This is a genomic window from Gimesia chilikensis (assembly GCF_008329715.1).
Taxonomy (GTDB): domain Bacteria; phylum Planctomycetota; class Planctomycetia; order Planctomycetales; family Planctomycetaceae; genus Gimesia; species Gimesia chilikensis.
On the sequence record NZ_VTSR01000007.1, the window covers coordinates 509,921 to 527,260 of the forward strand.

Annotated in this window: 1 protein-coding gene; it reads left to right on the plus strand. The window is 54.3% G+C overall.

Annotated features, from left to right (window positions below):
* Window positions 1-182 precede the first annotated feature (182 nt).
* Window positions 183-17,315 carry a LamG-like jellyroll fold domain-containing protein gene (locus FYZ48_RS11765; RefSeq protein ID WP_149340523.1) on the plus strand — a complete coding sequence of 5,711 codons (17,133 nt, stop codon included), beginning with the start codon at window positions 183-185 and terminating at the stop codon, window positions 17,313-17,315.
* Window positions 17,316-17,340 lie beyond the last annotated feature (25 nt).

The window sequence follows — 17,340 nt, forward strand, 5'->3', positions numbered from 1 at the left end:
ACCTGATCGCAGGTGCACATGTCGGCCAGGGATAACGTGGTTTTTGCAGAAATGCAGGGTCGGTGTGCGTAAAACGCTCCCTGTTTGTGTTCCCCTCTGCTGTATTGCCTCTTGAATGGTATTCGCGAACTCATGCCATTAATTTTCTGTGCATTACAAGGAACTCGAAGGAGCATCTCAACGTGCGATTTTTAGAATGGCTGAATCGATGCCTCGGCAAGACTCCCCCTGCCCCTAACCTCGAGTTCAATTCGCTCCGCGCCGACAGTCACGCAGGACTGGAACTGGTGCGTCTGGAAGAACGTATCGTTTTGAACGTGGATGCTGGCCTCTCAGGTGCTGCCAGCGATGTTCTACAGATTAACCTCGATGCTGCCAACGATGATGCAACCGTCTCCGTCGTTGATGGCGGCGCCACAATTCAGGTCGATGATGGCCTGGGCCTGCCCGACAGCATCATGCAGTTTGATGCCACCCAAATTAACTCCATTCTCGTTACGGGCGTCGATACATCTCAGTCGATTCAATTCCTGGGGCAGAATGACCTGATTATCCCCAACTCCCTGGATCTGACCGGTTTTACTGGTGATGTAAAAATCGGCATCGAAATCCAGGTGGGAACCGCTGGTGCTCCTGACTTCAGTACCCAGTCTACGGTCACCTACCTGGGACAGTACGACCGGGTCGGAGACCAGTTGAATGTCGTATTACAGAATCAAATCGGCGCTGATGATTCGTTTGCCGTGCAAATCAATGGCACTGACGTCGAGATCCTCGATCGAAACAACGCGAATGCCCTGCTCTTTTCTACTTCTTTAACCGGATTGAATTCAATCCAGATCCAGGGAGCCGATGGTGAGACCGATCTGCTCGCACTCAATTACGGCGATGCCCAGCTGACTCAGCTTTCAATCTCTTTTGACGGTGGTCTGGGAGGCAACGACGCTCTAGAATTCTTCGGGGGCACCTTTGATACCGTCACTCACAATCTGACTGGTCCGGGGGCTGGCGCCGTCGATTTCAGCGGAAATGCGATCACGGAAATTAGCTATACCGGTCTGGAACCGGTGTTCGGCGGAAGTAATACGGCTAACAACGTCGTCATCAACCTGCCCACTGCCACGACCGATGCGATCCTGGAAAATGCCGCTCTGCCGGGTGAATTGCAGATTCGCAGCCTGAGCAGCAGCTTCGAGCTGACAACCTTCGCTTCTCCTGCAGACTCCCTGCAAATCACCACTGCCGGTGGTGCGTCGATTATTGAACTCAATTCCTATGACGCGAGCTTTGCCCCCACCGATCTGATTCTGTCTGGTCAGGCTGGTGACACCTATCAACTCGCCGGTAGTGACCTGCTCGACGACAGTGTCGCGCTGACTCTTTCCGGTGGTGCCACACTCGATCTGGGCAGCTTCGATGAAACCGTCGCACAGTTCACGCTGGAAGACGGTACTGTCATCGCGACCGGGGGTATCTTGACGTCCCAGTCCGATCTGGATCTCCGCTCCGGTAGTGTCAAAGCTCAGCTGAACGGGAACAACCTCATCAAGAACGGTTCGGGAACTGTGATCCTGGATGCGTTAAATGGCTACACCGGGTCGACCACCGTCAACGACGGTACCCTGCAACTGGCCCAGTCAGATGCGATTCCCAATACATCCAGCGTCAATCTGACGTCTGCAACCAGTGTGCTGGATCTGAACGGGTTCTCTGTCTCCCTCACGTCACTGACCGGGACGGGGAGTGTGCAGTTGGGAGGTCCTGCCGGTTCGCTGACACTGAATCAGGCGATTTCGACCTCAGCCACATTTGCTGGAAATATCTCCGGTGACGGAAGCCTGACGATCGCTGGTGCGGGGGAAGTTGTTCTTTCCGGAAGCAGCTCGTTTACGGGGGCCACCAACGTGCAGGACGGCGTTCTCAAAGTTGACGGAACCCTGGCGACATCGGAAGTGATCGTCGCGACCGGCGCCACCCTGGGTGGTTCCGGCAGCATCACGGCGCCCGTGACCATCAATGCCGATGCAGCTCTGGCACCGGGATCCAGTCCGGGAATTCTCAGCACGGGCGACCTGACACTCGACGCAGATGCGGATCTCAATGTTGAAATCAACGGAACCAATGCGGGATCAGAGTACGACCAGATCCAGGTGACAGGCGAAGTCGATCTGACCGGAGCGACGTTGAATATCAGCAGTTCCTTTACGGCCGTCGCCGGTGACCAGTTCCTGTTGATTGACAATGATGATGTCGACGCCGTCACAGGTAATTTCGTCGGACTGGCCGAAGGGACCTTATTCAATTTCAACGGCAACCAGGTCTATATCACCTATCAGGGCGGCGATGGCAACGATGTTGTGTTGACGGTCAATTCACCACCGTCCGCAGGGAATCAGAGCTTTTCCGTTGATGAAAATACAGCGAATACGACATCGGTGGGAACAATCGTCGCTGCAGATCCAAACGTTCCACCGGGGAGCCTGAGTTTCAGCCTGACAGGCGGCTCCGGGGACACCGCTTTTGCTGTCAGCAGTACTGGCGAGATTACGGTCGCCGATTTCACGCAACTGGATTACGAGACGGATACCGAATTTGATCTCGAAATTCTGGTAACCGATGACGCTGGGGCGACTGATACCGCGACGATTACGATTAATATCAATCCGCTGAATGACAATGATCCGGTCATCGCAAACCAGACGCGCGAAGTCGATGAGAACGCTGCCAACGGCACATTGGTCGGCGCGGTGATCGTTGCCAGCGATGCTGATCAACCGGGAGATACACTGACCTTCACCGAAGCGGGAGGCACAGGTTCTGCCGCGTTTGATATTACCTCTACGGGGCAGATCATTGTTGCTGATCAGAGTCTGCTCAACTTCGAAACCAATCCCAGTTACACTCTGGACGTGATTGTCGATGACAACAAGGGTTCGACCGCCACCGCAACTGTGACGATCAACCTGAATGACCTCGTGGAAAGCATGGTTGTGACTGCCGGCGACTGGTCCAGCAATGACATTACGATCATCCGGGACGGCAGTCAGTTACGCATCCTGGAAACGGGCACGTCCAATGAGATCGTGCCTTCACATGTGTTCGATAAAGTCTCCAGTATTATCGTCACCGGAAATGGATCTGATAATACCGTGCGGCTGGACATGAGCGTCGACACCATTCTGCCACCGAGTGGCATCAGCTTTAATGGTGCGGGGGGATCGAATACGCTGGTCAGTGCCGACCAGACGACCGACTGGCTCATCAATGGCTTGAATTCCGGCAGCCTGCTCTCTGGCGCAGTCAGTTTCAGCAACGTGGAGAATCTGACGGGTAACGCGGGGGCCGACGCCTTCACTTTCCAGGATGGCGGACAGCTTACCGGTACCCTCAGCGGGGGTGACGGAACGGACCACATTGACTTTTCTGCTGTGACCAGTGCTGTGACTGTCGATCTGCAAACCAGCAGTGCCTCGGGCGTAAACCTGTTTCACACGATCGAAAGTCTCAGTGGAGACGACACACAGGATACCATCAGCGGACTGAGTGCAGGCACCACTTACCTGATCAATGGTGTCAACCAGGGATCGGTCTCTGGAATTGACTTTGACGGTTTCAATCACCTGGCTGGATCGACAGGCAACGACACATTCCAGTTCAGCAGTAGTGGCCAGATCACAGGCAGCATCGATGGCCTGAGCGGTAGTGATATTCTGGACTATTCAGCCTCCACATTCAGCCTCGATCTCGCTCTGTCAGCAACAGGGGCAACGGATGGCTTTACAGGGTCGGAAGCTTCCACGGTAGCTGATTTTGATAATATCGACACGATTCAGGGGAGTGGCAACACTGATGCCCTGGCAGGGATCAATGCGGCTGCAGTCTGGTCGCTGGATGGCACGAATCAGTACACAGCATCAAACACGCTGAACTTCAGTGATTTTGAGAATCTGACCGGGGGAACCGACGTTGATGAGTTCAATATCAGCGGCAGTCAGTCTTTGAATCTCTCAGGTAATTCCGGTAACGATGTCTTCGCTTTTGCGGATGGCGCAACCCTCTCGGGGACAATTGACGGTCAGGCGGGTGCCGACCAGATCGATTTCAGTGCCCTGACCTCTTCGATTGACGTGATTCTGACGGCCAACGGAACCTTTGACGGGTTCCAGGGAACCGAGGCGTCGATCAGTGTCGGGTTTGACAATATCAACAATATCGCCGCAGGATCGGGAGCTGCCGACAAACTGACCGGACAGAACGCGGCCGCTACATGGTCGATTCAGCCGGCGAGCGTCTACGGCAGCGGGACTTCCCTGTCCTTCTCCAGTTTTGAAACTCTCCAGGGAGGCAATGATGTTGACCAGTTCAACATCAACGGTTCGCATACACTCGACCTGCTGGGTGGTCAGGGAGCGGATGTCTTCCACTTCAGCAATAATGGATCTACGCTGAATGGAACCATCGATGGTGAAGCCGGCGAAGATCATCTGAACCTCGACACCTATTCTTCCGATTTGAACGTCACGCTCAGTGCACTCGGAGGAATTGACGGCTTCGATGGTAGTGAATCTGCCAAGTCCGTCAGCTTCGCAAATATCGACGTGCTCACCGGGGGCAGCGGTAATAACACCCTGACCGGGATCGACAGCGCCGCCACTTGGACACTGAACGGCGTCAACACTTACAACAGCACCAACACACTGACCTTCAGTAACTTTGTGAACCTGACCGGAGGTAGTGCCGCCGACAGTTTCCAGGTCACTCCGAATGAGGAAGCCTTTAACATTGTCGGCGGTGACCCAACCAGTAACCCGCTGGGTGATGAACTGCACGTGGATACTTCTGCAGCCGGAACGGCAGTCGTCTCAAACAATGGGGATGGCTCAGGATCGGTTACCGGCGGCTTCCCCACCGTGACTTACAGTGAAATTGAAAACTTCACGATCACTGGTACCGTCGACATTGAACTGCAGGGAACTACAAACGCTGATGACATTGAAATTCTGGTCAACGGTTCGGACATCGAATATCGTCTGGGCGGAACATTGATCGGCACCAGTACTCTCTCAGGTACGACTTCAATCACAGTGAAAGGCGGGGATGGCGATGACAGTCTGACCATCGATGCTGCACTCGCTGCAGCTGGGATCACTGTCGATTACGATGGCGAAGGCCAGGACTCGACCAGTCCGGGGGATGTGCTGAACCTGCTGGGGACGACCACTTCTGTTGAGTATTTCTTCGTTGACAGCAACTCTGGTTCGATCCGCATTGATGGTGCAGGCACTGATTTCATCACCTACAGCGGACTGGAACCGATCACCTCGACGATCAACACGACCAACGTGACTCTGAATTACAGTGCGGTCGCGGAGATTATTACGATCAGTGATGCCGGCGGTGGGCAGACCACCGCGACTTCGACAGCCGGCGAACTGCTGACGTTTACCAACCCCGATGGTCTGTTGACGATCAATACAGGCGATGGCGCCGACCAGATCGAACTGAATTCACTGGCCACAGATTTTACCGCTTCACTGACCATCAACGGAGAAGATGCAGCCGACACCCTGAACGTGAATGGCAGTCTGACTTTCGACTCCGGGAAAAACGTGGAACTGAATGTCGAGTCGATTACGGTTGCCAACGGTACGGTGATGACCGCAGCCAGCATCGCCCTGAACGCCGACACTGTCGACCTGGATGGTGACCTCGTCGCAGCCACCGTCTCCGGTGATGCAGCGACCGTGAATGTACTGGGATCAGCCGGAGGAGCCGATATCCAGGATGCCGTCGATGTTGCAGGTGCCGGAGGCGTCATCAACATTGCTGCTGGCATCTATCATACAACGGGCACACTGGAAATTGACGAATCAGTCTCACTGATCGGTGCCGGTAAAGACGTTGTCGAAATTCGCAAGGCGGGAGCCCCCACGAATACTTTTGATATCGCCATGAATATCAGTGCGAACAACGTTTCTATCTCAGGAGCCCAGTTGGGCTGGGAGACACATACCTCCGCCACCGATTATCGAGGTTACGTAGTTTACACGAATGCGGACAACACCACGCTGAATAATCTGCTTTTCGGTGATAACTATCGTAGTGCCGTCGTCTTTGAGGGAGCGAATAACCTGGAAGTCTCCGACTCCATCTTCGAAGGAAATTACGGCCGCGCCGCGATCCGTGACGGGGACGGAGGCAGCGGTGAAAACTTCCTGATTACGAGGAATGAATTCCGTGAAAACCATTTCCGCTGGGGACCCATCGCGATTGGACCGCAGGGGACCTTTGGTGATCCCAACAACCATGCCTTCAGTGGTGAGATCTCCTTCAACTACTTCGGCAACGGTCTCGAAGCGGGCTCATTCCAGGAAGCCGGTGACCAGAACTATACGGTCACGATCACCAACCGGGGAATGACGGCCGACGGAATCGATATCAATCACAATACATTCGACTGGAAGGATTCCTCCACGACGAACTCGAACGGAATCTATGCACAGCCCGGGGGAATCTATTTCGATCCTTCCCTCGCGGTACCTGCGAATTCGGTGTATATCACCAACAATATCTTCAATGGTTTCAGCTACGAAGGGCCACAGCCTTCGGCTACGACTCCCGCCTGGGATCCGACCGGTGGCGTGTTCGGCGGGGCCCTGGAATTTGACGGCGTCGATGATTTCGGCCTCTTCCAGTCGGCGAACTTCGATGTAGGAGAATCCGGTACTCTCAGTTTCTGGGTGAACATGGATGACCAGGGACGCCGCAACCAGTTCTTCGAAGGTCCGAATAACGGAGGCATGGAGTTCCAGTACCGCACGAACAGCGGTGGTCAGTTCTTCGGCAGCCCTAATCGGAATGACGGAAACGGCAATACCTACATCATTCAGAATAGTGGTGCCGGAGGAACGACCGGGGTCTGGCAGAACATCCAGTACACCTGGGACTTCAATGGCGGCGTCAATCCGCAAATGCACCTTTACATTGACGGTGTCGAAGTCGGTTACCTGAATGGAACATATGATTCCGATCTTGCACAGTGGACGGCGACCGTCAGTACCATCAATGAAATGATGAATGTCGGACGCGACCCGGGCGACAGCAGCCGCTTCTTTGACGGCAAGATGGACGATGTTGGCTGGTTTGATCAGGCACTCGGACAGACCGATCTGGATACAATCCGTACGACCGGAGTCAGCACCTTGTCGGGAGATGCACGGCTGGTCGCTCACTGGGACTTCGATCAGAGTTCAGGAGACATCGCGGTTGACAATGTGAGCGGCATTCAGATGTACCTGGTCACCGATGGAATTGTGCCTTTTGGTCCTGAATTCCAGGAAACGGCAGGTGTTTTTGGTGGTGCCCTCGAATTCGATGGCATCGACGATTTCGCCACCTTCCAGGATGCCTCATTCGATGTAGGCCGAAAAGGAACGTTGAATTTCTGGGTCAAGATGGATGAGACAGGCCGTCGAAACCAGTTCTTCGAAGGTCCAGACAATGGTGGTTTCGAATTCCAGTATCGTGAAAACAGTGGCGGCCAGTTCTATGGACGCACACAGGGGAGCGGTGACTACACGATTCAAGCGGGAGGCCAGGCGATCAACGGCGGCGTCTGGACCAACATCCAGTACACGTGGGATGCTGACTCGGGCGAGATGCATATCTACATCAATGGCGCAGAACAACCTTATCTCTCCTCGTTTGATGAGAATCTGTCCGGCTTTGACAGCACCCACTTCACTGACACGGTCAATGGCTTGATGAATGTCGGCCAGGACCCGGGTGACAGTGGTCGCTTCTTTGACGGTCTGATGGATGATATCGGCTGGTTCAATGATGTGCTGGACTCCACCGATCGTGTAACGATTATGAACACGGGCGTTTCCAGTATGACTGGCGACTCGCGTCTGGTCGCGCACTGGAACCTGGATGATCCTGCGGGAACCGAAATCGTTTCCGGCGACAGTGGAACCAATATCACACTGTACCTGCAGGCAAATCCTCCCCTGCCCCCGATCGAAGGCTTCGGAGTCATTGCACCGTTGAATGCGAATGTGACCTACAACGCCTTTAACGGGAATGACCTCGATTCGAACGTAACCCTCGATTCGAGCAATACGTTTGGCGACCCGCTGTTTGCGTATGCCAACGATCCCAATTATATCACTACCGACTCTCTGGCAACACAATACGTTGTCGGCTTTGGTTCCTCGGCTGCCTACGGTTCCTCGGAATTCGCTGCAGATACAAACACCAGCATACCTCACATTGGAGCCTTCCAGAACCTGCCCACCGTATATCCGGGAATCTACGGGTCTGGAGATATTGTCGTCTACGGAACGGGTGAAGACGATCAGCTGGTATTGACGCTGACCGGCGAAAACACGGCCACCTTTGTGTTAACGCGCGACTTCGGCGGACCGAATGAACTGGTACTGGCCAGCGTGTCAATCACTGACATTACCTCGATCACCTTTAATGGCCTGGGCGGTGACGATGTCTTGATTGTCAATCAGCCTGATAGTCAGTTCTTCAATCCCACCGACGGCATCACCTTCAATGGGGGTACCCAGAACAACGATGGTAACTCTTTGGGAATCGCAGGCATTCTGGGAGATACGCTGGTACTCAATCACAGCGTATCTCTTGAAGCGGATTCCGTTGGTTATGTCTTTACGCCGGATAACGTGCCTGCGGAAGGCGAAGATGGCGTCATCACCATTTCCGACAGCAGCATGACGGATGGTTCGACAACGATTGCCTTCACCGGACTGGAGCCCATTCTGGATAATCTGCTGGTGGCTGATCGAGAGTTTGACTTCACCGATGCTGATGAAACGATATCTCTGTCCGATAACGGCCTGGCTGGAGACAATTATTTATTCATCGATTCCACTCTCAGTGAATCCGTTGAGTTTCTGAATCCGACTGGTTCAATCACGATACGCACCAGTAGCGTAGGGGCCTCTGCTGGAGTCGATACAATCGAGATCAACACACTGGACAGCCTGTTTAATGCAGATCTGACGATTCTGGCTGGAGCCGATGATCCGGTCACCTTCCAGAGTGATGTTGATCTGGGTACAGGTAATCTCTTCGTGACTGCCGAAAGCGTGAACATCCTGGCAAACATTAATGCCGCTTCTGTCGAAATCAGTTCGTCGGGTGCGACTGGCACACCGTTCAACGGCGGTACCATCACAACGACCGGATCCCAACTTTACCATGATGCGGTCAACTTTGTCACCGACACAACCCTGATCAGTTCCGGGGGAGGCGATATTCAATTCGATGGAACCATCGACGGTGCGATTGATCTGGAAATTCAAACCTCCGGTTCAACAATCTTTAATGGCGCCATCGGCAGCAATACGGCCCTGAACAGTCTGACAACAGATGCCGGGGGCACCACGCAGATTAATGGTGGCAGCATCAACGCCACCGGAAACCTGATCTTCAATGATGACGTAGAACTGGGAGAAAACACGATTCTCACCAGCACTGGCAGCGGGGTCATCACTTTCAATCAGCGGTTAAACGGCACATATACGCTGGAACTGAATACCGATGGCGACACAACCTTCAATGGGACTGTGGGTGACACCAACGAACTGGCCAGCCTGACTACGGACGCCAACGGTACAACGTTCATCAACGGCGGCAGCATCGCCACTGAAGGCGGTCAGCTATTCAACGATGCGGTGCTGTTGGGCGCCAATACGGTTCTGTCCAGTTCAGCCTCGGGTTCGATTAACTTCAAATCGACGTTGAACGGTGCCCACACGCTCAACATTAACACTGCCGGATCCACAATCTTTGATGACCAGGTCGGCAATTCGGCTGCCCTGACGAGCCTGACGACCGATGTGGATGGCACAACGGAAGTCAACGGCAGCACAATCACCACGACCGGAGGACAGACCTTTCACGACGTTGTCTCGCTGGGAGCATCCGTGGTCTTCACCTCAACTACCGCGGACGACATCACCTTCGACCAGACACTGACTGGCGGAACCGGGATGACAATCCTGATTAGTTCGACTGACGATGTCATCTTCAAAGATGCTGTGAGCACCGATGGGGCTGTTACAGTCACAGCAGATTCCGACATCTCCGGTACAGGCAACATTTCAATGGAAACCGGGTCCAGCCTGGATGCTGGTACGGGGACAATCAACATTGATGGTGCGAACGTGCTGACGCGTTCGCTGACCACCACCAACGGAACCGCGAGTGCAATTACCATTGATGCTCATAACGGAAATGTGATTACTCGGGACAATGGTGTAAATGCTCTGGGAGATATCACGGTTAACGCCACCGGCAGTATCACCCTGGAAGACAATGGAGTGAATACCGGCGAAGGTGGCAGCGTGAATGTGCAGGCTGACGGTGATGTCATCTCAACAGGCAGCGGAATCGACACCACCAATGGTGCTGCTGCGGGAGGGAACATTGCTGTCACTTCTAACGCAGGCCAGGTTGACTTTTCTAATGGCTCTCTGCTCACCGGAGACGGAGGCGGTATTACCGTCAATGCGGTTACCGGATTCACCACAGTGAATACCAGCCTCGATACAACGGCTGGTGCGGGTGGAGGCTCTGTTGAAGCGAATGTTTCGAACGGAACAATCTCGATCACCGGTGGTGATGCGACAGTCAATGGTGCCGGTTCTATCCTGCTGACGGCCAAAGGTGCGACCTCAGATATTCAACTGGACACAAACCTGACCAGCGCTGACGGCAGTATCACGCTGCTGGCAGACAATGATATCACCCTGTCGGCGACGACCAATATTCTCAGTCAGGCAAGTGGAAGCATTACCCTGACGGCTGACAATGACGGTTCGAGCGTCGGCAGTATCACCATGGCTTCCGGCAGCCGGATCGAATCACAGGGGGGACAGATTCAAATCTCCGCTGCGGGGGACATCGCTCTTTCTGGTATTACGACGACTGGTGGCCGCGTCGATATTACTTCGGCCCTGGGGGGGATCACAGACAACGACAGCACAGGCGTCAACAACGTGACCGCCAGCCAGTTGGTTCTGAATTCGAATCTGAGCATTGGCCAGCTCGCGGATGCCATCGACACCGCGATTGCCTTCCTCGAAGCAGATGCGGGAACGGGGGACCTCTTCCTGGACAACACGGGAGCCCTGACAATTGGGGGCATCACTGCCCAGGACGGTTTGGACGCAGACCTGGACATTGTGATTCACAACACCGGTACGCTGAATGTCACCGAAACCGTACAGTCAGCCACCGGTTCAATCACGCTGGATGCGACAGACACTCTGACTGTCGACCTCGCGACGACCATCAGCACACTGGGGACCGGTGCGATTCTGCTGACATCGAACCGGAATATCAAATTGAACAGTGGCAGCAACCTGAAAACGGTCAACGGCGGTATTACACTGTTGGCCAATGACGGAGGCTTGACCGCGGGTGATTTCATCGGTGTAGAGGCAGACAATGCGACGATCTCGACGACGGGTACAGGTAACATCCTGATAACCGGCTTCGGCGGAGCGGATGTCGTGACCAGTGATCATCATGGAATCTTACTGCATTCCGGTACGACAGTTTCGTCCTCAGCCAGCGGAATCGATGCCGGCACGATCACCATCAATGGAACCGCGGGAGAGGGAATCAACGACAATCATGGTGTCATAATTGATGGTGCAGGCACGAATGTCACATCTGCCGATGGCGCGATTGGAATCACTGGCACCACGGATTATGGCACCGGTTTTGTGCTCTCCGACCAGGCACAGATTGTCTCGAACGGTGCGGGCGTCAATGCAGCGGACATCACTATTCAGGGAACAACGACTGCAGATCGGGCGGGGGTTCAGATTACCAGCCTGATTCAATCGACGGCAGGAGCTATTTCCATCACCGGTGAATCAACGGGCGGAGGAACAACTTCACAGGGAACACTAATCGAGACGACCAACGGACTCGTGATCAACGAAGACGGCCAAATCACGATCAACGGCGCCTCGAACGGTGACGATGGAATTGAGATCTCGAATGATGCAGTGGTCTCGGCCTCGGGTACCGGGAATATCGAACTGCTGGGCGAATCGACGGGTTCCGGCAGCGGAATTCACCTGGATGCCACAGTGAAAAGTAATACAGGAACGGTCACCCTGACTGCAGAAGATGACCTGCTGCTCGGTAGTGTCGCTCTGATTGACTCGACCTCCGGCACCGTGACCCTCACTGCAGACAATGCAGCGGGCAGTAACGGCAATCCGATTACGATGACAGACGGATCACTGATTGATGCAGGTACGGGAACCATTAACCTGACTGCAGACGGAGACGTGCTTCTGGCTGGCCTGCTGACCACGGGCACGGTTAATGTTGACTCCCTGTCGGCTGCGATCAGCGATAATGGTGACAGTCATACGGACATCGTCGCATCTACTGCCGTTCTGAACGCCGTCACTGGGATTGGTGATGGAAATCCACTGGAAACAGAGATCAGCACACTTTCCGCGACCGTCTCGGGAGTAGGCAATCTGCTGATTGACAATGGGATCACTGTCGAATTACTGGACCTGTCGACATTTGACGGTGCAATCACCGTGAATAATACGGCGAGTCTTACGGCAACTTCGGTCGTTTCCCAGAACGACTCGAACAGCGACGATAATGACATCACTCTCAATGCCACGGGAACCAACAGCGACATACTGGTCACAACAATGACAGCGACCGGCCTGGCGGACGTCATGCTGACTGCTGATGATGGCATTCTCGACACCAACGGTGCCGACTCGAATCGGATCACCGCCGATGACTTGAACATGTCATCCAGCAGTGCCGGTGGTACGCAGGACGGAATTGACGTGGATACGGACGTCAACAGTGTTACGGCTGACGTGAATACCAACGCCGGAGGCCTTCACATCGACGAAGTGGACGGTATCACGCTGACGCAACTGACAACGTTCGACGGTTTCATCATTGTCAATGCTGCCGGAACCATTGAAGTGCTGGACGTCACTTCCACGAACAACTCGTCTTCTGACTTGAACAATGGCATCACTCTGACGGCAACCGGAGTTGACAGCGATATTCTGGTGACATCTCTGACCGCTGAGAATTCAGCTGACATTACTCTGAACGCCGACCGCGATGTACTCGACTCAGACAGTGCCGACAGTCAACTGACCAGTGGCGACCTGCTGACGATTATCGCTGGCCGCAACATTGGTGGCATTACAAATGTCTTCACTGCAGATGGCTTTGATCCCCTGCAGACCAGTGTGGCACGCCTGGACTTGACCAGCGGTAACCAGATCGTGATTGACAACACGGGCACTACGCCGGAACTAATCAACCTGGATGCGGGAACAGGCACCGCAGGCACGACTTATGTCAGAGCGACCGGCGGGGCTCTGGATGCTTCCACAACCACTGGTATCAGCAATACCCAGGATACCATCAGCTTTATTTCCGATGTTTCCATCACTGTTCCGACTGGTCTGCAGACTGCGAATCTGCGGCTGGACGCGCCCGACATTATCGACGCTGGTGGGGGCGCAATCGACGTCAATGCGGTAAACTCCATCCTGTTCAAATCAGGTTCCGCAGAGACCTTGAATATCACCGCACAGCAGTTCGACGGTACTGTGCTTGGTTCTGATTTCGTCATCAATAACGACTCCCCTGCCCTGGAACTGGTTGATCTCAATGAAGACAACCTGAGCCTGACCGGGGGGACGGACACCAACATTTCGTTGAGTTCTGCCGGCAGCATCACTGTCAGCGACCTGGTACAGACACTGGGAACCGGTACTCTGTTCCTGGAAACGACGAATACCGACGCCGATCTGATTCTGAATCATAGTCTGCTGAGCGACACCGGTTCGGTCACGATTTCGACAGCCAACGATATCCTCTTCAACGGGACGACGAATCTAACCAGCACGTCGGGGGCCGTGAGCCTGACCGCCGATGCAGACAATGGAGCGGGAGGCCTGTTTGGTGGCATCACCATGGCCGATGGAACATTCATCAATGCCGGGGATGGGGCAGTCAGCCTGATCTCCAGCGATGACATCGTCCTCAGCCAGGTCATCACGGCCAACAACACCAGTTCCGCGATTCTGATTGATACCGACTCCAGCCTGGTAGATGCCGGCGATAGCACGGGAGAAGACCTGATTGCCAATGAGTCGGGAGCCCGGGTCACGATTATCGCGTCCCTGGGAGCCGGTAAAGTGGCCGATCTGAACGGCCATCTGGAAACTCACATCGATCAGATCAATGTCACCAACCAGACAGCAGGCGAAATCCGGATTATCGAGACGGATGACCTGATTGTGCACGACCTGATCCAGTCTACAGCGGGAGATATTGAAGTCTTCACGACAGGAAACATCCTACTCAACGGCTTGATTGAAACAGTTTCTGACAATGTGCTGCTCGATTCCAAAGCAGCGATCATCGACCAGAACGATGGTGTTCCGGGCGAACTCAACATTCATGCCACCAGTCTGGATATGAATGCGGTTACAGGGATCGGCACAGGTGACACACTTGAGATGAGTGTCGATACCTTCTCAGCAGATTCAACCAATGGAGACGTCCTGCTACACAACACCGCGACAACGGGCGTGACTGCAACCAGCATTACTACCGGCACCGGCAACATCAATCTGGAACAGGTCGGCAATGAGTCCCTGGCCATCGATCTGGCGACATCCGTCGACGGTTCGATTACGGTCGCCAATACGGGAGATGCCCAGAGTGACACGTTGACGCTGACCTCACTGTCTGCCGGAGGCGCTACACCGGCCATCGATGTTTCCACACTGAACTTCGGTAACATTCTGCTGGGTGATCTTGTGGCCCTGGAAGGATCGATCGCCGTCACCTCCGCTGGTGAAATCAATGACGCGGTTGACGACCAGGGTGCTCCGGAAGTCGATCTGAATGCCGCATCGGGCTCAATCACACTCGAAGCGATCAACGGGATTGGTAACACAGATCCAATCGAGGTCTCTGCCGGAACCTTAGCGGTCAACAGTAACACCGGCGATCTGAACCTGCACCACGTGTCTTCGGCCGCGACCGGATCAGTGAGGGTCACGAAACTGACAACGGGGACCGGCGACATCAACTACGAACAGACGGGACAAGAGTCTGCGTCCTTTGAAGAGATCTCGACTACGGATTCTGATATTACCGTTAAAGCGGATGGTTCCCTGTTGTTCGAAAATCCTGGCGTTCTGCTGAATGTTGTTGAAACGGATGGTATCGGTACCATTGAAGTCACAGCAACAGACGTCAATTCCTCGATTGAAATCAACGATGGCTTCAGCACGGCTGGTGGAACGATTGACCTGACCGCACAGCACAGTCTGAATTTTGGCAGTGAGGGCGATTTGAGTTCCTCAGATGGGAAAATCACGTTGCTGGCCGATTCCGCTTCTGTCGGGGCCGGAGGTGGCGGTATTACCATGTCAGATGGAACCCTCTTTGACGCCGGGGTGGGGATTGTCGATCTCCAGGCCGGGGATTCGATCACCGTTGGCCAGTTGATGACGACCACTCTTACCCGCCTGACTACCACAGACGGCGGGATTGTGGACGCCGGCGATGCCGGTGGCCGCGACATCATCGCGGATGAACTGGTGATCCGCAGCGCGACCGGCGCGGGCTCTGCGAATGCTCTGGAAACTGCGGTCTCCCTGCTGGCTGCACACAATACGGATTCCGGTCATGTTCAGATACATAACGATCTGGGAGGCGCACTTCTGACGATTGGAACTGTCGATGGACTGGCAGGGATCACTCATTCGGGAAGCGTTGCCGGAGATATTTTCGTCTCGAACGCCAGCCCCCTGACAGTCGACTCCCCGGTCACCAACGGTTCGGGTGGTAACATCGGCCTGGAATCGACGGGGCCTGGGGATTTAACCCTGAATGCCTCTGTGCGTGCCTTTGGCGGCAACGGGAATATCGATCTGCAGGCAGGCTTTGGATTCCTGGCCATCAACGATACGGGAGCCGCTTCGGATCACAGCGTCGCAGGAACCGGAGTTCTCTCCGGACACGGTGACAGCGGTGTCTTGATCGACGCGAATACAACACTCAATTCAGAAACGGGTGCGATTGCTGGCCTGCCACCTGATCTACGCAATATTCTGACACCTCAGATTCAACCCACCGGTCTGGCAACGGTCACTGGCGACTTCGGACGGTTTACCGAACAGAATTTCTTTATCACCATCGACTGGGGTGATGGAACAGTGGAGACGTTTAACTTCTCCGACCCCGGTTCGTTCGTCTTTGAGCATACCTATACTGCCAACCCGGATGCGGGAAACCCAGCTGCTGATATTCCGATCCTGGTGACCATGCAGGGAGATAAGCAGTTTACCTTCTCTGATGGGAATGGTACTCTCGATTTCACCAGCGAAGCCGACGTTCTGGAAACACCTGGTGAAGGTCTGGCGACAATCGCCATCGATACGACACCCCAGGTACCGCAGTTGATCTTCCCACAACAGGAAGTGATCCTGGATGCTTCTTCGCTCCAGCAGACCGTGTTCAGCATGCGGGAAACTCAATTGCTGGAAACGGCCATCAATGAAGCCAATCGGAATGCAGAACGTCTGGTCTTCCTGCGAATCCTGGCTCCTAACGGCGATGTGATTGAGGATGTGCCGCTGCAGGAATCTGACCTGGATAACCTGCCGAAACTGTTCAGCACACTGCCTGACGGCCGCTACCAGATTTATCTGAAGGAAGCCGGTGAAGAGCGGGTACGTCTGCTGATGGATGTCGACATCCGCAACGGCAAAGCCAGCGATGTCACCGAGGAACAGTCCAATCCTCCCACCAGTTCAGAGCAACAGCCCTCGACGACTAACCCAATCAATTCCCAGCTTGAAGACCAGGAGCAGCGGACGTTGTCCTTAAGCGACCTGGAACAATTGACTACTATCGTCATGGCGGACGCGGGTGAAGCAGACCTTTCCGACCGGATTGACCTGCTCCTGCAGATCCTGATTGACGAAACCTCAGACTGGCAACCTCTCCTGACGCCTGGATCTGACGTAGAATATGTACAGGAACAGCCGACCCTCCCCTTACCTGCTGAAGCGACGGCACAACTCGAAACCAGTGAAAAAGCCTGGGGCAGTGCCGCTTTACTTTCCGGTTATTTCCACGGTCGATCATTATTCCGCAAGCCGGTTACGCAGAACGAATGCGAATCCGCGATGGAAAAATATGGCAGCCGTCTGCTGAATCGGCGATATAAACTGAATCGCAGGCAGAAATAACTGATATAATCGAGCCACCATACTC